Source organism: Pseudoalteromonas sp. SCSIO 43088, from assembly GCF_023650795.1.
In the GTDB taxonomy this organism is placed as follows: domain Bacteria; phylum Pseudomonadota; class Gammaproteobacteria; order Enterobacterales; family Alteromonadaceae; genus Pseudoalteromonas; species Pseudoalteromonas shioyasakiensis.
On record NZ_CP072675.1, the window covers coordinates 1,709,464 to 1,727,265 of the forward strand.

Annotated in this window: 15 protein-coding genes and 9 tRNA genes; 21 read left to right on the forward strand and 3 right to left on the reverse strand. The window is 40.1% G+C overall.

What is annotated here, in order from left to right; translation table 11 throughout:
• The 16 genes from pal (at window position 1) to J8Z28_RS08010 (ending at window position 8,621) form a co-directional block, all read left to right on the forward strand.
• The gene (pal, locus tag J8Z28_RS07935; protein WP_250660254.1) at window positions 1-543 is read left to right on the forward strand and encodes a peptidoglycan-associated lipoprotein Pal; all 543 of its coding nucleotides are present in this window, start codon (window positions 1-3) and stop codon (window positions 541-543) included.
• Window positions 544-555: 12 nt separating this feature from the next.
• Entirely contained in the window at window positions 556-1,317 is a 762-nt protein-coding gene (gene ybgF, locus J8Z28_RS07940; protein ID WP_054561292.1) for a tol-pal system protein YbgF, read from the forward strand.
• Window positions 1,318-1,485: 168 nt separating this feature from the next.
• Window positions 1,486-1,561: transfer RNA gene (locus J8Z28_RS07945), tRNA-Lys, on the forward strand.
• A gap of 63 nt (window positions 1,562-1,624) precedes the next feature.
• Window positions 1,625-1,700: transfer RNA gene (locus J8Z28_RS07950), tRNA-Lys, on the forward strand.
• Between the two features lie 56 nt (window positions 1,701-1,756).
• Window positions 1,757-1,832 (forward strand) — tRNA-Lys (locus J8Z28_RS07955).
• Between the two features lie 56 nt (window positions 1,833-1,888).
• Window positions 1,889-1,964 (forward strand) — tRNA-Lys (locus J8Z28_RS07960).
• 58 nt (window positions 1,965-2,022) lie between these two features.
• Window positions 2,023-2,098, forward strand: a tRNA-Lys gene (locus J8Z28_RS07965).
• 56 nt (window positions 2,099-2,154) lie between these two features.
• Window positions 2,155-2,230: transfer RNA gene (locus tag J8Z28_RS07970), tRNA-Lys, on the forward strand.
• Window positions 2,231-2,281: 51 nt separating this feature from the next.
• Window positions 2,282-2,357 (forward strand) — tRNA-Lys (locus J8Z28_RS07975).
• A gap of 53 nt (window positions 2,358-2,410) precedes the next feature.
• Window positions 2,411-2,486 (forward strand) — tRNA-Lys (locus J8Z28_RS07980).
• Between the two features lie 129 nt (window positions 2,487-2,615).
• Window positions 2,616-3,656 (forward strand): quinolinate synthase NadA, encoded by a 1,041-nt coding sequence (gene nadA, locus J8Z28_RS07985; RefSeq protein WP_054561293.1) that lies wholly within the window; start codon window positions 2,616-2,618, stop codon window positions 3,654-3,656.
• Window positions 3,657-3,802: 146 nt separating this feature from the next.
• A tRNA-Ser gene (locus J8Z28_RS07990) sits at window positions 3,803-3,890 on the forward strand.
• A gap of 758 nt (window positions 3,891-4,648) precedes the next feature.
• Window positions 4,649-5,875, forward strand: a complete 1,227-nt coding sequence (locus J8Z28_RS07995; RefSeq protein WP_250660255.1) for an ankyrin repeat domain-containing protein — start codon at window positions 4,649-4,651, stop codon at window positions 5,873-5,875.
• Complete coding sequence (locus J8Z28_RS08000) at window positions 5,872-6,819, forward strand: radical SAM protein (protein ID WP_250660256.1); 948 nt, start codon at window positions 5,872-5,874, stop codon at window positions 6,817-6,819. Before J8Z28_RS07995 ends, J8Z28_RS08000 begins: the two co-directional genes overlap by 4 nt.
• A complete protein-coding gene (locus tag J8Z28_RS08005) occupies window positions 6,782-8,047 on the forward strand; it encodes a P-loop NTPase family protein (protein WP_250660257.1) in 1,266 nt (421 codons plus the stop codon). Before J8Z28_RS08000 ends, J8Z28_RS08005 begins: the two co-directional genes overlap by 38 nt.
• Window position 8,048: 1 nt before the next feature.
• Window positions 8,049-8,621: a uracil phosphoribosyltransferase gene (locus tag J8Z28_RS08010; RefSeq protein ID WP_250660258.1), complete on the forward strand. Its 573-nt coding sequence runs from the start codon at window positions 8,049-8,051 to the stop codon at window positions 8,619-8,621.
• Between the two features lie 163 nt (window positions 8,622-8,784).
• On the opposite strand, the gene J8Z28_RS08015 is transcribed toward J8Z28_RS08010, so the two are convergent.
• Window positions 8,785-9,309 carry a carboxymuconolactone decarboxylase family protein gene (locus J8Z28_RS08015; protein WP_250660259.1) on the reverse strand — a complete coding sequence of 175 codons (525 nt, stop codon included), beginning with the start codon at window positions 9,307-9,309 and terminating at the stop codon, window positions 8,785-8,787.
• A gap of 229 nt (window positions 9,310-9,538) precedes the next feature.
• Here J8Z28_RS08015 and J8Z28_RS08020 point away from each other — a divergent pair, with 229 nt between their 5' ends.
• On the forward strand, window positions 9,539-10,423 hold the full coding sequence (locus tag J8Z28_RS08020) for an AraC family transcriptional regulator (protein ID WP_250660260.1): 885 nt from the start codon (window positions 9,539-9,541) through the stop codon (window positions 10,421-10,423).
• 27 nt (window positions 10,424-10,450) lie between these two features.
• On the opposite strand, the gene J8Z28_RS08025 is transcribed toward J8Z28_RS08020, so the two are convergent.
• Both J8Z28_RS08025 and J8Z28_RS08030 read right to left on the reverse strand, forming a co-directional pair.
• Entirely contained in the window at window positions 10,451-10,849 is a 399-nt protein-coding gene (locus J8Z28_RS08025) for a DUF2750 domain-containing protein (RefSeq protein WP_054561299.1), read from the reverse strand.
• A gap of 85 nt (window positions 10,850-10,934) precedes the next feature.
• Window positions 10,935-11,516 carry a TetR/AcrR family transcriptional regulator gene (locus J8Z28_RS08030; protein ID WP_250660261.1) on the reverse strand — a complete coding sequence of 194 codons (582 nt, stop codon included), beginning with the start codon at window positions 11,514-11,516 and terminating at the stop codon, window positions 10,935-10,937.
• 284 nt (window positions 11,517-11,800) lie between these two features.
• On the opposite strand from J8Z28_RS08030, the gene J8Z28_RS08035 reads away from it, so the two are divergent.
• From J8Z28_RS08035 to J8Z28_RS08050, 4 genes are all read left to right on the forward strand, one after another.
• The gene (locus tag J8Z28_RS08035; RefSeq protein WP_250660262.1) at window positions 11,801-12,844 is read left to right on the forward strand and encodes an alkene reductase; all 1,044 of its coding nucleotides are present in this window, start codon (window positions 11,801-11,803) and stop codon (window positions 12,842-12,844) included.
• Between the two features lie 212 nt (window positions 12,845-13,056).
• Window positions 13,057-15,414 carry a TonB-dependent receptor domain-containing protein gene (locus tag J8Z28_RS08040; RefSeq protein WP_250660263.1) on the forward strand — a complete coding sequence of 786 codons (2,358 nt, stop codon included), beginning with the start codon at window positions 13,057-13,059 and terminating at the stop codon, window positions 15,412-15,414.
• Between the two features lie 57 nt (window positions 15,415-15,471).
• Window positions 15,472-16,599 (forward strand): sulfatase-like hydrolase/transferase, encoded by a 1,128-nt coding sequence (locus J8Z28_RS08045; protein ID WP_250660264.1) that lies wholly within the window; start codon window positions 15,472-15,474, stop codon window positions 16,597-16,599.
• Complete coding sequence (locus J8Z28_RS08050) at window positions 16,596-17,657, forward strand: alkaline phosphatase D family protein (RefSeq protein WP_250660265.1); 1,062 nt, start codon at window positions 16,596-16,598, stop codon at window positions 17,655-17,657. The genes J8Z28_RS08045 and J8Z28_RS08050 overlap by 4 nt, the downstream gene beginning before the upstream one ends.
• The last annotated feature ends 145 nt before the right edge of the window (window positions 17,658-17,802 follow it).

Sequence of the window (17,802 nt, forward strand, 5' to 3'; positions counted from 1 at the left end):
ATGCAACTTAATAAAACTTTAAAAGGCCTGCTAATTGCTGTGCCAGTGATGACATTAGCGGCGTGTAGCTCTTCTTCAGGTGTTGACGAAGGTGCTGCAAACCAATCTAACCAAGGTATGGTTGAGCAATCAAACAACTCTGATACTGTTGAAGTAGCAACGCTTACTCCAGAGCAACAAGCTGAAGAAGCACTTCGTGAAAAATACGAAGCGTTACGTCAAGAGCAAATCATTTACTTTGGTTTTGATAACGCAAAAATCCAAAGCAAATATGCTGAACTATTACAAGCACACGCTGAGTTCTTAGTACAAAACCCTTCAGTTAAAGTTCTAATCGAAGGTCACGCAGATGAGCGCGGTACGCCTGAGTACAACATCGCACTAGGTGAGCACCGTGGTCAAGCAGTAGAAAAATACCTACAAAGTTTAGGTGTTTCTGCTAGCCAAATGTCAGTAGTGAGCTATGGTGAAGAGAAGCCAATGGTTAAGTCTCGCACTGAAGAAGCGTTCGCGAAGAACCGTCGCGCAGTATTAGTTTACTAATAAAGAGTCATTATGAAGCCGAAAATTATTTTGGCAGCAATGATCTTAAGCGGGAGCACCCAGTTATGGGCTGCTCCCGCTCCTGTTTCAGAAGCTGCAAGCTCGCAATCGAGCATTGAGAAGCGTTTAGTCGCTTTAGAAAACATGATGAAGTCACGTAATTTATTGCAAGCTGAGCTTCAGCAGCAGCTTAATATTTTACAAGACGAAGTGAGCCAAGTACGTGGTATTACTGAAGAGCAAAGCTATAAGCTTGAAAAAGTATTACAACGTCAGCGTGAGCTTTATCAAGAGATTGAGAACCGTGTAAGCCAAGCTTATAGTCAGCCTGCTGCAACACAAACTCAACCTACTAACACTTATACGGATGTGGGTGCATCACAGGCAATCAGTTCAGACTTATCTGAAAACGAAGCCTATGAACGTGCTGTAGCGTTAATCATGAAAGATAAACGTTATGAGCAAGCAATTCCTGAGTTCCAAACATTCTTAACTACTTACCCTAATTCAGTGTATGCATCTAATGCGCATTATTGGTTAGGTCAGCTGTTAACTATTCAAAACGATCAAGCTGGTGCAACTGAGCACTTTAAAGTTGTTGTGAATGAATACCCTAATTCTAATAAGCGCCCAGATGCGATGTTAAAGTTAGGAAACTTATTAGCGGATCAAGGTTTAGGCGAGCAAGCCCTTAAAACCTTTAATGATTTAATTAATCAGTACCCAAGTACTACCGCTGCTAAATTAGCCACAGAACGTCTGTCGCAAATGTAGATTTGACCTGATTAGACTGCTTTTTGACATAAGCGGTCTAAAATTAGGCAACTAGACATAAAAACTTAAAAAAAGAGATATTTTCTGTTGCACTCAGCATTTAAATAAGTATTATAAGCGCCCGCAGCAGGCGATTGGTAACAACAGCCAAAATGCGGAAAAAAGAGCGGGTCATTAGCTCAGTTGGTAGAGCAGTGGACTTTTAATCCATTGGTCGATGGTTCAAGTCCATCATGACCCACCATTCTCTTAGAATGGTAATCTTTAATCGACGGATTTACGTATAGCTTTTATAAGCAATTAGAGCGGGTCATTAGCTCAGTTGGTAGAGCAGTGGACTTTTAATCCATTGGTCGATGGTTCAAGTCCATCATGACCCACCATTCTTTGAGTGGTTCTATATCGGCGGATTTACGCAGCTTATTATAAGCATCAGAGCGGGTCATTAGCTCAGTTGGTAGAGCAGTGGACTTTTAATCCATTGGTCGATGGTTCAAGTCCATCATGACCCACCATTCTTTGAATGGTTCTATATCGGCGGATTTACGCAGCTTTTTACAAACATCAGAGCGGGTCATTAGCTCAGTTGGTAGAGCAGTGGACTTTTAATCCATTGGTCGATGGTTCAAGTCCATCATGACCCACCATTCTTTTTGAATGGTCTTATATCGGCGGATTTACGCAGCTTATTACAAGCATCAGAGCGGGTCATTAGCTCAGTTGGTAGAGCAGTGGACTTTTAATCCATTGGTCGATGGTTCAAGTCCATCATGACCCACCATTCTTTGAATGGTCTTATATCGGCGGATTTACGTAGCTTATTACAAGCATCAGAGCGGGTCATTAGCTCAGTTGGTAGAGCAGTGGACTTTTAATCCATTGGTCGATGGTTCGAGTCCATCATGACCCACCATTCTTTGAATGGTCTTATATCGGCGGATTTACGTGTCTAAATTTCCAGAGCGGGTCATTAGCTCAGTTGGTAGAGCAGTGGACTTTTAATCCATTGGTCGATGGTTCGAGTCCATCATGACCCACCATTCTTTTCGAATGGTCTCATATCGGCGGATTTACGCATCTAAATATCCAGAGCGGGTCATTAGCTCAGTTGGTAGAGCAGTGGACTTTTAATCCATTGGTCGATGGTTCAAGTCCATCATGACCCACCATTCCTGATTTATCTTTTCTTTCTAAGTTATCCTTTATTTATCTTAACAGCTCACAGCAATACTGTTCTTTAGCTTAAGATTCTCGTATAATTCGCGCCATGAATGCACTGTGGACTAAGTGGTCGAGAAATGAGTCTAGCTGAACAAATTATGCCTGAAGATTATATCTTCCCTCCAAAGCCAGCTCCGTTATCAAAAGACGAGCAAGCTGAGTATAAGGCGCGTATCAAACAATTATTAAAAGACAAGAACGCGGTTCTTGTTGCCCATTATTACACTGATCCTGAAATTCAAGCACTAGCTGAAGAAACAGGCGGTTGTGTTGCTGACTCGCTAGAAATGGCGCGTTTTGGCGCTAAGCACGACGCAGATGTAATTGTGGTAGCCGGTGTTCGCTTTATGGGCGAAACAGCAAAAATCCTAACGCCAAATAAAACAGTTGTTATGCCAACGCTTGCTGCAACTTGTTCATTAGACGTAGGTTGCCCAATTGAAGAATTCTCAGCGTTTTGTGATCAGCACCCTGATCGCAAGGTAGTAGTGTATGCAAATACATCAACAGCTGTTAAAGCGCGTGCAGATTGGATTGTTACTTCTTCATGTGCCCTAGAAATCGTTGAGCACCTTGATGAGCAAGGCGAAAAAATCATTTGGGGTCCAGATAAACACTTAGGTTCTTACATTCAAAAGAACACAGGTGCTGACATGATCATGTGGAATGGCGCCTGTATCGTTCATGACGAGTTTAAAACCAAAGCACTTAAGGATATGAAAGCCTTACACCCAGATGCGGCTGTATTGGTTCACCCAGAGTCTCCTGCGGAGATTGTAGCCTTAGCTGATGCAGTTGGTTCAACAAGCCAACTAATCAAAGCAGCGCAAACTATGGACAACAAAAAGTTCATCGTAGCAACTGACCGAGGCATTTTCTACAAAATGCAGCAGTTATGCCCAGAGAAAGAATTCTTTGAAGCACCAACAGCAGGTGAAGGCGCAACCTGTAAAAGCTGCGCACATTGCCCGTGGATGGCAATGAATGGCTTAAAAGCGATTGAAGAAGCACTGACAGACCCAGAAGGTAAAGAAGTGTTTGTTGATATGGACTTGCGCGAAGGCGCATTAAAGTCGCTTAACCGTATGTTAGATTTTTCAGCAACGCTTCAACGCTAAGAACTAATTGACTATACAAAAGGCAAGGTGTTTACCTTGCCTTTTTTGTTTGATTACTAATCACTTAACTGCACTATTTTAAAAAGCCCTTGCGTCTGTAGGGTTGTTTTCATACTATAACGCCGCGCTAAACTCTAAGCGCCTTAGGTGACGTGTCCGAGTGGCTGAAGGAGCACGCCTGGAAAGTGTGTATACGGCAACGTATCGAGAGTTCGAATCTCTCCGTCACCGCCATCCTAGCTCAAAGCATTTACGCTTTAAAATCATTTGTTAATTATAAAAGCAATTGCTTACCATATCATTGGATGAGGTGTATGTACTCATTAGAAAAGGCCAAGGCATTCTGCAAGTAAATAACATTATTAGTTTTAGCTCACCCAGATTTATAACTGCTTTTTTAGCAGCACCTTCTAACTTGTACTGAAAAACTGCACCACGATTTGCAGATCTTGGTCGTTGCTGTGAACTCGGGCGTAACCAATTTTCATTGCAGACTTCCTTTTACTTTTTATTAAAAATTTAGTTTAAGCGATAACAGTACACGAAAGCTTTCACAATAATTTGTAGAGCTTTTCGCGTTTCAATCTTACCCACTAAGATGCACCATCCAGAACATAACTGGATGTTTTGGGAATCCAAGATTTAAAGAGTCACACAAATATTTAATCGAATGTTTAGTTTCACTTTCCAGTAGATGGTGATTAACTGATGAAGTTTCGGTGAGTGGGAAATACTAGGGATGGAATTCTTACTTTAACATATTGGTTTGCTTTTCTATTCAAGCAAAAGCTTTTTCAAGCTACTAGCCCCAAAAAGTCTCTAGTTAATTTGTCCATTACGAATTACCAGTGGCTTATTATTGTCATGATTTTATACATTGTGTAATAGATTTATACATCTCCTTTTATTTCATTGAGTGATTATTGTTGGTTGGCTATGATTCGATACAGGCTTTCTGCCAACCTACTGAAAATTAAATGGAGTTGTAACTAATGATTACAGATCAAATAGGGAAAAACATAAAATCACTTAGAGAGGGAAGAAAAATGTCCCAGAAGGATTTGGCCAATAAAATAAATGTCGCACGCCCCGTAATATCAAATTGGGAAAATGGTAAAAATGAACCATCGTCAAGTCAATTAATAAAATTGGCACAGACGTTCGAAAGACCCACGGATGAAATACTAGGAATCGCTACAGATTCACAGAAATTGGTTGTGGTTGATACTTCTGCTCTTATTAAACGGCCAAATTTTTTATCGGATTTGTTGGCAACGTTTGATGAAGTAATCGTGCCTGATATCGTTATCTCAGAACTAAATAACTTGAAAGATCGTGGTAAGCCAGCAGTAAAGCAGAAAGCTTGGTTGGTTATGAGTTCGGTTAATAACATTAAAGATCGCCTAACAATTTCTAAAAACCACAAGAACGATGGTAATAATGACGAAAAAATTGCAGATGTGGCGATAAGGCGAGCAAGAGCTAAGCCCAACAATGAAGTATATTTACTATCGGATGATATATATTTTCAATTTTTGTGTAAGGGAGTGAAAAACTTATCGTCAATGACCCCTCAGACTTATGCCCAGCAGTTTGCAAATATTGATACCGAATTTGATCCAGTAAAAACGATAGAGTTTGTTTCTCTCATTAAAAGCTGCAAGTTAGAAGACATAAAAACTTACGACTTAGAAGGTGTCGATGTTAATTTTCATAATCCAGATGATGGTTTTACTCCATTGATTACAGCTGTAAGAAGTCGTAATCAGGAGATTCTGAAATACATTTTATCATTACCTAATATCGATGTTGATAAGCAGGATAAGCATAAATACAATTTTTCTCCTGTTCATCATGCTACCCAGTTAAAAAATCTATCCATGATAAAAGTCTTAGCTGAACATGGTGCTGATATTGACCTGGGGAGTGGCGCAAAAAATGCGGGAAATACACCTTTGATGATCTCAGCATGGAGCGGGTTTAATTTAGGCGTTGATTTTTTCTTAGAAAATGGTGCTTGCGTTAATCAACAAGATAGCAATGGCTATACCGCCTTATTTAAAGCATGTATTAAAAATTACGAGAAAATTATCAGTAAGCTAGTTCCCTTAACTGATTTAGCTATTCGTTGTAGGAAAAATAAACAAGCCGCAGATTACCTTAATCCAAAGAAGATAAATCATCAAACTGTTACATTACTTTTTAAGGATAGAAAATGATTGATAGAGCATGCATTTCATTAGGTGAAAGGTGCAATTTAAAGTGTGCATATTGCCACTTCCACAACGAAGATAATGGAAAGTTAAGTGGTTTACCTCAAGAGTTTAATACTGATGAGTTGAAAAGTATTATTGATGCTATTCATCGTTATGCAAAAATAAGTGGCATTGATACTTTTAAAATAGGCATCGTTGGGTCAGGAGAACCACTTTTACAGTACCGTAAGATAAAATACCTTATTCAATATGTACTACGACAGGGAATTGAGAACTTACAGTTTTATACGATAACGAATGGCACAATTTTGAATAAAGACATTCTTGATTTTTTCTATAAAAATCAGAGCTTGATCAAGCTTTGCTTTTCGGTAGACGGTTATGAAGAACTGCATAATGTTGGTCGAGAAAAGTTCGATGAGGTCTATAAAGGAGTAAAAAAATATGAAGAAAAATTTAAAGAGAAACCGCCTATAAATTGCACCGTCCATCAAGAGACGCTCAAAAATCAGGTGAAACTTTTTGAGTTTTTAACTGATGAAAACTTTAAAGATGTGACTTTCTCTCGTCTTTTTGATTCTCACGATCAAAGTTTAGTGGTTACTGAACCAGAATATAAAGACTTACTTGAATTTTTTAAAGGAAGCCAGTTTGAAGTTAGGCAACTGGATGAAAATAAGAAGAAAAAATATGACTGCACTATGTATGGGAGTCTTTGTGGAGTAGGTCGAACGAATATTTTTATCACTAAAAGAGGGATTTATCCATGTGGCAGATTTTATGGTAATGAAGATTACAATTATGGGCCATTTGATATGGAGTTATCTGAGTTAGAGGCATTGATGAAAAAAATGAAACCTCTGAAAGATGGCGAGTGTTACTTTGATAAGTATGTAGGATTAAAAGCTGATGAAAATAGCAATATATGGCACGTCGAGATCAGGTAAAGATTACCAAATCAGTCATATCATTTCTCATCTTAATGAGAATGATGTAAGTGCAATTCATATTCCGGGTTCGACAAAATTAAATGAACTTGCTGATGAGATATATGGAAGTAAGTTTAAAGAGCTGTCCGATGATAAAAAGCATCACTTGCGTGAAGAGTTTATTAATTTGATCAGCGATTTTGATGCTAAATACGAAGTAGTTTTCGTTGATGGTCACTTTGCTTTTCCTAGCGATGTTAAGCAAGGTGGTTTTGATATTGTTTTTACTGAGTCAGATAAAAATTGTTATGACCACTTCTTTTATTTGGATACGGATTCAGAGTTAATTATTAAAAACTCAAGACAAAGTGTCGGTGATAAAAAAAATACAGACATCCAAACTAAGGACATAGAAGCATGGAAGGCTTTTGAAATAAGCGCTATGCAAACTATGTGTTCAAGCTTAAAAAAAGAGTTGGTTATATTGGATGAAGATACTCAAAGTTGTGTTGAGTTCGTGTTATCTTGGGTTAAATGCTTTAGACAGAATTATGACTATCAAAGCATAGCCAAAGACCTAGTAAGAAAGCTAATATCAGAAGTTGAAATCACAGATATATCTGAGGTTTTAGCCATTGATTGCGATAATACTTTTGCTACTAATGATACGACTTATGACTATTGTAGTTATCTAGAGATAGATGCAAAAATATTGAAAAAAATATTTGTGGGTGATCGTTATTCAAGTTATCAATTCTTTAAAGCTAACAAGTTGTATACTCAATTTAATAAGCAGAAGAGAACAGAGGCGTCTTTATTTGCAAAGGAAAAAATCAAAATTAGCGCTGACATAGAGCGGGTTGTTGAAAACCAGAAATATTCATTTGTTATTGCTTTAACTTCAGGATTAACTGAAATTTGGCAACCTAAAATCGAAGAGCTTGGTTCGATAAATACTCTCTATGGAAATACATCTAATATTCAATCGCCTTATTTTGTCACACCTCTTTTTAAGAAATTTTTTGTTGAAGAAATAAGAAATCATAATATCAAAGTCACTTCGATTGGAGACTCTATCATTGATGTCCCAATGCTCGAAAGCTCTGATATTGGACTTATAGTAGCTCACAGAAAAATAAATAAGGCTGTAATGGAATATTTGAAACAAAATAATCAATCAAGTATTGCCCAGTTGTTTGCGAAAGACTGGCTTTACCCCGTAAAACAGATTTCTGGAGTTAGTTAGAATGAGCGTAACTGTATTAGAAACTAAACTTTCTCCAGAAATTAAAGCGTTAATAGAGCATTGTAAAAGTAGCTCAAAAACTACAGGCTATAAATTAAGAGAGGCTCATTATAATCTTGGACAAGCTTCAGCTGAAAATTTAGTAAAAACTGATTATCTGAATCAAAAACACTTTTCTGTTCTTGTCATGATGAGAGCAGGCTTAAAGTTTGCTCTAGGTATCAGCGATATGTTAGAGAAAATGGGCAAAGTAGTGGATATTCATTTCCTAAATAATGACCTTGTTACTGATGATATTTTAACGTCAATCAAAGGAAAACAAGTTCTGATCGTTGATGCGGTTATAAACTCAGGAAAAAGCATTCTCAGTGTTACTAACCAATTGCCTGAAGTTGAAAGGAAAAGATGTATGGCCTTTACAACGGTGATGCCCTCTAGTTCAGTCGAGTTATTACCTGGCTTGAAAATATTTACTGTAAGGTTGTCAGATAATAAATACACTGGCGCAAAGGTATCTAAAATACAGGGGAATATCGGGCCTGATACTGGAGATAGGTTATTCGGAACGTTATAACGACTATTACATGCCATATTTGATATTCTTGTCGATAGTGGAAGTGTCTATTAGCTTTCGGTTTTTTGAGACTTTGTAGTTAACCATACGAGACGATTTTTCGAAAGAGTCAAAAAATGACACAGCATTAGCTGTGTTCATTTTTTGCAAGTTACCAAAAAATTTAACCCACCATAGCAAAGTGCTTTTCAAGGTTACATTTAGCGCGCATTGCTATGTGGCTACTGACCTTTCTGGCAAGTTCTATTACTAATAATTCAAGTTGTTCACGGCTATAACCAAGTAATACACAGCGTTTAAGTTGCTCGCTAACTAAGCTGCTGGCATCGTCTAGCGCAAATAAAGCGCCTAAAGAGGCAAGCTCAAATACCCTGTTGTTTTGCTGATCTAAACCAAAAGGTAGTTGGCCAAATGTGAGCGCGGTTTTTAGTTGCTGCTCTGTGCGTTTGATAAGCAACGTATGTGAACCTTTAATATCATCAAGGGACTTTAAAACCTCTAGTGCTAGCAATGCTTTTGGCACCCCAGAATACACACTGATATGCGGTAAAGTATCACACAACTCTTGCATTGAAACGCCATCATTCAATGCGTGCTGACATGCTCGTTTTAACAAGGGCTTGTCATGAACAGTGACCAAAGCAGCGATCGCGACAAACACAAATAAATCCGTGTTGTTATGGTTCATAATTTCTCTTTTGATTTTAGATATTGAATGTATTGAGGTTTTGTAGCTTTGGCTGATTGCAAAGAGCATGCAATCGAAAAATTGAAAATACATTATGGTTGATGATGGCGATTTCTGCTTGCCATAAATGATTTAATTTTTGCCTAAAATAACGAACTGTTACCTAAAATGGTCCTAACCTCAAATTACGGTGATACACTTAATTGAGTATTTCTTAGAGGTAATCTAAATGCGTCAGGCATTAATAGAAGCGGTTAAAGCGATAGCGATCGCAGACGGTAATTTTGAAACGGCGATTCCAGAGTTATTGGTGTTCAGGCGAAGCGAAGTTTCATTACCGATGGCCTGCGTGTATGAGTTAGGTCTGGGTATTAGCTTGCAAGGTGCAAAGCGAGTTGTGTTGGGTGAACATAGTTATGATTACACTGACGGCCAATCATTGGTGACCTCAGTCGATGTGCCCGTAGCTTCACAAATAACGCGAGCTAGTAAAGATCTGCCATTTTACGGCATTTACTTACGCTTAGATGCCCATGAAATCAGCCATATTGTTGCTGAAATGGAGTTTGCTGGGCAAGACAAGTTCCCTAAGCACCAAGCTATGTCGGTGGTTGATACTGACAATGGCCTGCTTGATGCTTTACTTAGGCTTTTAGAGCTCGATAAAGAGCCTCAATTAAAAGCTAACCTTGCGCCACTTATTAAAAAAGAAATTATATTGCGCCTGTTAAATAGTCCGCACAGCCCTTATTTAAGGCAAATTGTGATGTCTGGCTCTGCCCATCAAAAAATAGCCAAGATCTTATGTTGGTTAAAAGAAAACTACACGAGTCAATTTTCAATTGATGATTTAGCTCGTGATGCGCACATGAGTCCGTCGACATTCAGGCTACATTTTCGTGATGTGGTAAAGATGAGCCCATTGCAATACGTAAAAAACTTACGGTTGCAGGCGGCAAGGCAATTAATGCTGAATGAGCGAATTGATGTGGGCTCTGCGGCTTTAAAAGTGGGTTACGAAAGCCCATCGCAGTTTAGCCGCGAGTACACACGCTTTTTTGGCAAGCCACCGATAAAAGATATTTCGGCACTTCGGTTACAACAAATCGCATAAAAAAGGGAGCGCTTGGCTCCCTTGTATTTAAAATCGTCTTTTTGGCATTCTCAGTTGTGAGTCAAACTCATCGGGGAATAAAATGGTGCCGTCATCTTGATCAGTTGGGAACACCGCAATGAGTAAGTCATCTTGCTCAAGGCCCGGTGTCCAGCGACTTAACCAGTCTTTTACAGGGATGGCTTTTGGTGTGCAATCTTGCCATTCGCCGGTTGCCCAGCTTTGGGCAAATTCGCGGCTAGGCCACACAGGCACGCAGTCGTCGTCTTCGTTTGAGAGCATGACGCAGCCATGTTCATCATTGAGGATCCACACTTGTTTAAACTCTTGAACCGTTTCAAACATATAAGCGAGTCGTTTCTTAGCGCCTAAGGCGAGTACAGCATCAAATTCAGTTTCAACACGTTTAGCAGTTGCATTATTCATGACAGGCTCACTCTTTTAGTTATACACAGCTACACCTTAATCATAAGGTGATAAATTAATATGACAAGTAAAGTTAATAGCTAAATTAATTTACTAATGCAGCAAATAGATCGTCAGCAAGTTGTTGCAGAGATTTAGGGTCTTGATTTGTCAGCGCATAGGTACGAATACCGTATATGCCCATGACTAAAAAGCGCGCCAACTGTTGAGCTGACTTGCTACTTACAAATTCGTGGTTATCTAGCGCTTTTTGAAGTTGTTCAGCGAGGGCATGCTCATAAGCGTTTAAGTTACAACGCAGTACAGTGCAAATTTGTGGGTCGTTGCCTTCAACCTCAGAAATACTCTTTGTAAGCAAGCACACTTTAGCGACTTCACCTTCAATACATTCATCGACAATCACAGTTAAGTAATGTTTGAGGGTCGATAAAATTGATTGTTGGTCATTAAAAAGGGCAGTAAATTGTTGGTTTCTATCTTTTTGATACTGCTCGGTGGCGGCTAAAAACAAGCCTTTTTTGTTGCCATAAGCCGCGTAAATAGAACCTGGGTGAAGGTGAGTCACTTCTTTTAATTTTTGCATACTGGTCTTCGCATAGCCATATTGCATAAAAGCATGCATGGCTTGGCGAAGTACAAATTCAGTATCAAATTCAGCAGTTCTCATTAAAGCTCCTCACGGTATATAATACCAATCCGCAATAATACTTAGTCATTTTGAGGGATTAAACCTGTCGCTACCCGCGTTAAAAATTTCTGATTTAGAACAACTAATTAACGAAAATTTTGCCTTGTTATCAACGAGGTTTTCTTGCCTCAAAATAGACCACTTAATTAATCGAATTGGTATAAACGAAGTTTACGTAATCTTGAACGATTATTCAAAATAAACCTTGAACTGTGTATGTTTCGCCCTTATCTTGAATGTATGTTCAAGATAAGGATAAAACCATGACAACCGATTTACTTTCTCCGTTTAAATTAAACGACAGCATTGAGCTGCAAAACCGTGTACTAATGGCACCACTTACGCGCTGTATGAGCGACGATAACCAAGTACCGACACAAGCAATGGTTGATTATTATGCACGCCTTGCTGATGCGGGCTTAATTATTAGCGAAGCAACGATTATCCGCCCAGATGCCCAAGGTTATCCAAATACGCCGGGTTTATTTACTAGTGAACAAATACAAGGTTGGAAGAAAGTGACCGATGCTGTGCACGCTAAAGGCGGCAAAATGTTTGCTCAGCTTTGGCATGTTGGTCGTGTTGCTCATCCTCACTTTTTTGGTGGTGATGTACTGGCACCATCAGCAATTGGTATTGAAGGTTCGGTACCAAGAATGCGTGAGTTAACTTACGTTACTCCAAAAGCGGCAACCATCGAAGACATCCAAGGTTTGATTGCTGACTACGCAAAAGCGGCGGAAAACGCTATTGAAGCGGGTTTTGACGGGGTTGAAATTCATGGTGCGAATGGTTACTTAATTGATCAATTCTTACACTTTGCTGCAAACCAACGTAAAGACCAATACGGTCAAACACCAGAAAACATGTCGCGTTTTGCTCTTGAAGTCGTTGATGCAGTAGTGGCAGCAATTGGTGCAAATAAAACTGCATTACGTTTATCGCCAGGCGCGTATTTTAATATGACTGAAAGTGACGGTGATAAGGCGGTATTTGATTATCTATTACCAGCCCTTGAAACACGTAACCTTGCGTACTTACATGTTGGTATTTTTGATGACAGCATGCGCTTTGCAAGCTTAGGTGATAAGTCAGCGTCTGAATATATGCGCGGTGCGTACAAAGGTACCTTAGTCGGGGTAGGTAGCTATAGCTCTGAGTCAGCTAATCAAGCTATCGATAACAACCAATTTGACTTAATTGCGATTGGTCGCCCATTCATTGCGAACCCAGATTACATCAGTAAAGTTAAACATGGTGAAGCGTTAACACCATACAGCGACGAAATGCTGGCTGAACTGATTTAAGCAAACCTAATAATATTGTCCAACCAACAAGCGCTCAGTTAATTTAACTGGGCGTTTTTTCTAATACTTTCTTATTTATTAAACAGTTAAGTCTTAAATCTGCCATGAAAATGCATTAATTGTTTAATTATTGTGTCAAAAATTTTGACCCTAAATGTCATACGCGCTCTGCATACTGTGCCCGCTTTTAAATACGTAACCTTGGAAAAACAATGAGCACAGTAACTAAAAAAACAAAGCTAAGCCTTGTAGTCGCAACGCTTTTAGCAACATCGGCAAATGCAAACACGAATAACGAAATTGAAGAAATTACCGTTGTTGCAAAGCCAACCAGTTATGCAAATAACGTTATTGAACCTGCCATGCTTGAGCAACAAAGTTCAGTATCAAGCGTGTTAGCCGTGATTGATAACCTACCGGGTATTAGCATCAACGAAGGTGATGCGTTTGGTGGTGACGATTGGTCAACCACCATTACTATGCGTGGCTTTAGTATTGATGGTAATCAACAGCAATTAGGTATGACAATTGATGGTATTCCTAATGGTGGTTCTAACTATGGTGGCGGTGCAAAAGCAAACCGTTACTTAGACAGCGAAAACTTAGCAACGGTTGAAGTAGGGCAAGGTACGTCTGATATTGCCTCTGCATCACTCGAAGCATTAGGCGGCACTTTTAATTTTGTAAGTGCACAACCGAGTACCGAGCAAAGCACTACGTTTGCTTATACAACGGGCGATCATAACGCTAGCCGCTACTTTGTGAAGCACGAAACCGGCACTGTGTTTGATAACACGCAAGCCTATATCAGCTATTCGCAAACAGATACCAGCCGCTGGGTTGGTGATGGCAGCAATGGTGGTAAAGACAATCAGCACATTGAAGCGAAGTTTGTATCAGACTTTAGTGACTTAACTGTAACGGGTCGTGTTTCGTATGATGATGTTCACGAAATTAACTATAACAGCATTAGCATTAGCGAGTTTGAACAAAACCCTGATTGGGATCGTTTAACTTGGAATTGGACTGGCGTGCCGCATTTTGATCAAATGTTTGCTGAGGGCTGGGGTACACTGCGTGAAAATACTCTTGCGTATGTAAAGTTTGATTACGCGTTAAGTGCCACTTCAAACTTAAGCTTGTCACCTTACTATCATAAAAACTCGGGTCGTGGCGATTGGATCCCGCCTTATTTAACGTCACCTGTTGATGGCGATGGCAACCCAACAACAATTGGCGGCGAAAATGCTGGTAGCTACGGCTTCACCGACAGCGACGGTAACCCACTTGCACCTGCTGCAGGTTGTACGGCAAGTTTAGAGTGGCCATGGTCATCTGGCCCTGGCTTAAACCCAGCCTGTTACCCAGATGATGCTATTCCGGTTATGTCGTATCGTCATACTCACTATAAAAAAGACCGCTTAGGTATGACCGGTGAGTACCAAGTAACTCTTGGTAATCATGATATTGAAGCTGGTTTTTGGTTTGAACAAACAGACCGTGATGAGTCACGTGACTGGCATAAAGTTATTGATGCCCGTATTTATCATCACTTTGACCATACGCCGTATTGGACACAGTATAAAAACACCTTCGAAACAGATACATTCAAGTGGTACGTACAAGACTCAATCAGTTTAGGTGATTTCACGCTTAATTTAGGTGCTAAACAGTACCTTGTTGAGCTTCAGCGTTATAATCATTTTGAAGATGAATACTCAGATAAAATCGACAGTGATTCAGACGTACTTTTCAGCGGTGGTGTGCTGTATCAGCTATCTGCAAGCACAGAGCTATTCACCAGCTACAGCGAAAACTTTGCGGCAATTAAAGATGGTGTACTTGAACGTGATTCATCAACACTGACCGAAATTGAACCTGAAACAGCTGAAAACATCGACCTAGGTGTGCGTTACAGTGATGACCGTTTACGTTTAACGGCAACCGCTTACAGCATCGAATTTGATAACCGTATTACCTTTATTGCTCCGGGCAGTGATACCGATGGTATTGATTACACCATTGGCACGAACGGTTCTTACATCAACGTTGGTGGTATTGAGTCAACGGGTGTGGAGCTATCAGCAAGCTATATGCTGACTGACAAATGGAATCTTTACACATCGTATACCTACAATAACTCTGAGTATCAATCGAACGATCCAAGTGCTTACAACAGCGATGGTGAGCTACTTGAGGATGCATCAGCCAGCTTTAAAGCGGGTGATGAAGTGATTGACTCAGCACAAGATTTATTTGTGGTATCGGCAGACTACTACAGTGGTGATTTCCGCTTTGGTTTATCGGCTAAATACACAGGTGAGCGTTTAGGTGCATGGACTGATGAGCAAACCCGTTCGCGTAATGAGGTTGATGGTTACACTTTGGTTGATTTAAACATTGGGTATAACACCAGCCTTGATTCAGGCGTGTTTAAATCAATCGACCTTGCATTTGTGGTGAATAACCTGTTTGATAAATCATATCTCGCAGGTGGCACAGGTAATGGTTCAACCTACTTTATTGGTGCACCACGTACCGCAGCTTTAACACTTACAGCGCAGTTTTAAGTAATAAGCTAACGTTTTAAATTGCCCATCTTTGATGGGCTTTTTTGCAGGTGAAATATGAAAAAATTAATTTTAGCCACGGTGGTGGTAGCGGCATCACTATTAAGCTTAAACAGTAAAGCTGCAGACAATGTTGTGCTCGTTACTCTTGATGGGCTTCGCTGGCAAGAAGTGTTCTCTGGTGCAGATAAAAACCTAATCGATAACACTGATTTTGTTGCAGATACAGATGAACTAAAGGCGCTTTTTTGGCGAGATGACCAAGCACAGCGAACTCAAGCGTTAATGCCATTTTTTAGTGAAACACTGGCAAAGCAGGGCGTTTTGATTGGAGATAGAACTCAAGGCTCATTGATGTCGGTAAGCAACCCGTGGTATTTCTCATACCCAGGTTACAGTGAAATTTTAACTGGCATAGTAGATGAGAATATCGATAGCAACGATAAAGTGCCTAACCCCAATAAAACCATTTTAGAGAGTTTAAATTCTCAGCCAGAGTTTAAAGGTAAAACCGCGCTTTTTGGTAGCTGGGATGTGTTTCCTTATATTGTAAATCGTGAGCGCAGTGGGGTTTATGTTAATGCTGGCTTTGAATCCTTTGATGCAGTGAACTCAGCCGAAGTGACTCTGCTAAACCAAATGCAAAGCGAGATCCCAAGCCCTTGGCACAATGTGCGCCTCGACAGCTTTACCTACCGATTTGCCAAACAATATTTATTAAATAAACAGCCGCGTTTGCTTGTTATTAGCTTGGGTGAAACCGATGATTTTGCTCATAACGGTAAATACGATGCCTATTTAAAATCGGCTAAACAAAGTGATGCGTTTATCCGTGACCTTTGGCAAACAATTCAACAAACACCGGGCTATAAAGACAACACCACAATGATCATCACTACCGATCATGGCCGTGGCAGTCATGCTGATGATTGGCAACATCATAGTTCTAAGCGTGCTTTAGCACGTTCAGAGCAAGGAAAGCAGCGTTTTCCAAACGGCATTGTTGGCTCTGAGCATATTTGGTTAGCAGCGATTGGCCCAGATATAAAAGCAACAGGCTTAATTAAGCCAAGCAATGAGCTTAAACAATCGCAAGTAGCGGCAACTGTGTTGAGCATTTTAGGCATCAACAGTCAGCAAGTTAACCCGAAGATGCCAGCGCCGATTAAGGAGATTTTAAAATGAGTTTAGCACTTAGCTTTTTTAGAAGCGCTTTAAGTGGGTTAATGCTAGTGAGTAGTGCGAGTGCGATTGCCGCGCCAAGTAAAATCTTGTTTGGCTCATGTGGTCATCAAGACAAGGCTATTCCGATTTTTGATGCCATCAACAAAGAGCAAGCCGATTTATTTATGTTCCTTGGCGATAACATTTATGGTGATACCGAAGATATGTCGGTACTTGCCGATAAATATCAACGTTTAGGGCAAAAGCCTGGCTTTAAAACATTACGTGCGAATACACCGATAATAGCCATGTGGGATGACCATGATTATGGCGAAAATGACGCTGGCAGCGAATACCCGAAAAAACAGCAGTCACGAAAAATCATGCTCGACTTTTGGCAAGAGCCAGCGGATTCTGCTCGCAGGACTCGTGAAGATGGTATTTACACTTCGTACACGTACGGTGAAGGTGAGCAAACAGTAAAGGTCATCATGCCTGATCTTCGTTTTAATCGCGCGCCGTTGAATCACGCCTCGGCGATGACCTATCAACTTGAGCGTAAACCGGCAAAACAAGGGCCTTATAGTCCAACAACCGATAAAAACGCCTCTATGCTTGGCGAAAGCCAATGGCAATGGCTCGAACAAGAGCTTAAGTCAGATGAAAAGATAAAAATCATTGCCTCAAGCTTACAGTTATTGGCTGATTTTACAGGCTGGGAGTCATGGGCAAATTATCCGGCTGATCGTGAGCGTTTATTTGCGCTTATTAAAAAACATAAAGTAAATGGTGTGATTATTGTCAGTGGTGATACTCACTGGGGTGAGCTGTCTAAATATCAACAAAACCTAGATTACCCGTTATATGAAATGACCAGCTCTGGGCTTACAGAAAAGTGGAAAGATGTTAGCCCTAATAAACACCGTGTGGGTGATTACACTCATGAAGTTAACTACGGCGAGTTAACAATCGATTGGCAAAAAGCAGATCCTACCATTCGTATTGCGCTTAAAGGTATTAAGGGTGATGAGATCATGCACACCGAGTTCGCGTTATCGACGATAAGCCCATACCAGTAAATATTGCCAGCTGCGCATATATTTAACACATGCCCGCAGCTCATACCCGTAAACATGGAATAAGCCTTGTTTGCGGGTATTTCTCTCTATCCCATCTAATTAAAATATCTTACACTGTGTCAACTAGTTAGTTTCAAGCAAGGAC

Bases quoted from the DNA above. Each gene is read 5' to 3' on its own strand.
- pal (WP_250660254.1), top strand. From the start codon at position 1: ATGCAACTTAATAAAACTTTAAAAGGCCTGCTAATTGCTGTGCCAGTG.
- ybgF (WP_054561292.1), top strand. From the start codon at position 556: ATGAAGCCGAAAATTATTTTGGCAGCAATGATCTTAAGCGGGAGCACC.
- nadA (WP_054561293.1), top strand. From the start codon at position 2,616: ATGAGTCTAGCTGAACAAATTATGCCTGAAGATTATATCTTCCCTCCA.
- J8Z28_RS07995 (WP_250660255.1), top strand. From the start codon at position 4,649: ATGATTACAGATCAAATAGGGAAAAACATAAAATCACTTAGAGAGGGA.
- J8Z28_RS08000 (WP_250660256.1), top strand. From the start codon at position 5,872: ATGATTGATAGAGCATGCATTTCATTAGGTGAAAGGTGCAATTTAAAG.
- J8Z28_RS08005 (WP_250660257.1), top strand. From the start codon at position 6,782: ATGAAAATAGCAATATATGGCACGTCGAGATCAGGTAAAGATTACCAA.
- J8Z28_RS08010 (WP_250660258.1), top strand. From the start codon at position 8,049: ATGAGCGTAACTGTATTAGAAACTAAACTTTCTCCAGAAATTAAAGCG.
- J8Z28_RS08015 (WP_250660259.1), bottom strand. From the start codon at position 9,309: ATGAACCATAACAACACGGATTTATTTGTGTTTGTCGCGATCGCTGCT.
- J8Z28_RS08020 (WP_250660260.1), top strand. From the start codon at position 9,539: ATGCGTCAGGCATTAATAGAAGCGGTTAAAGCGATAGCGATCGCAGAC.
- J8Z28_RS08025 (WP_054561299.1), bottom strand. From the start codon at position 10,849: ATGAATAATGCAACTGCTAAACGTGTTGAAACTGAATTTGATGCTGTA.
- J8Z28_RS08030 (WP_250660261.1), bottom strand. From the start codon at position 11,516: ATGAGAACTGCTGAATTTGATACTGAATTTGTACTTCGCCAAGCCATG.
- J8Z28_RS08035 (WP_250660262.1), top strand. From the start codon at position 11,801: ATGACAACCGATTTACTTTCTCCGTTTAAATTAAACGACAGCATTGAG.
- J8Z28_RS08040 (WP_250660263.1), top strand. From the start codon at position 13,057: ATGAGCACAGTAACTAAAAAAACAAAGCTAAGCCTTGTAGTCGCAACG.
- J8Z28_RS08045 (WP_250660264.1), top strand. From the start codon at position 15,472: ATGAAAAAATTAATTTTAGCCACGGTGGTGGTAGCGGCATCACTATTA.
- J8Z28_RS08050 (WP_250660265.1), top strand. From the start codon at position 16,596: ATGAGTTTAGCACTTAGCTTTTTTAGAAGCGCTTTAAGTGGGTTAATG.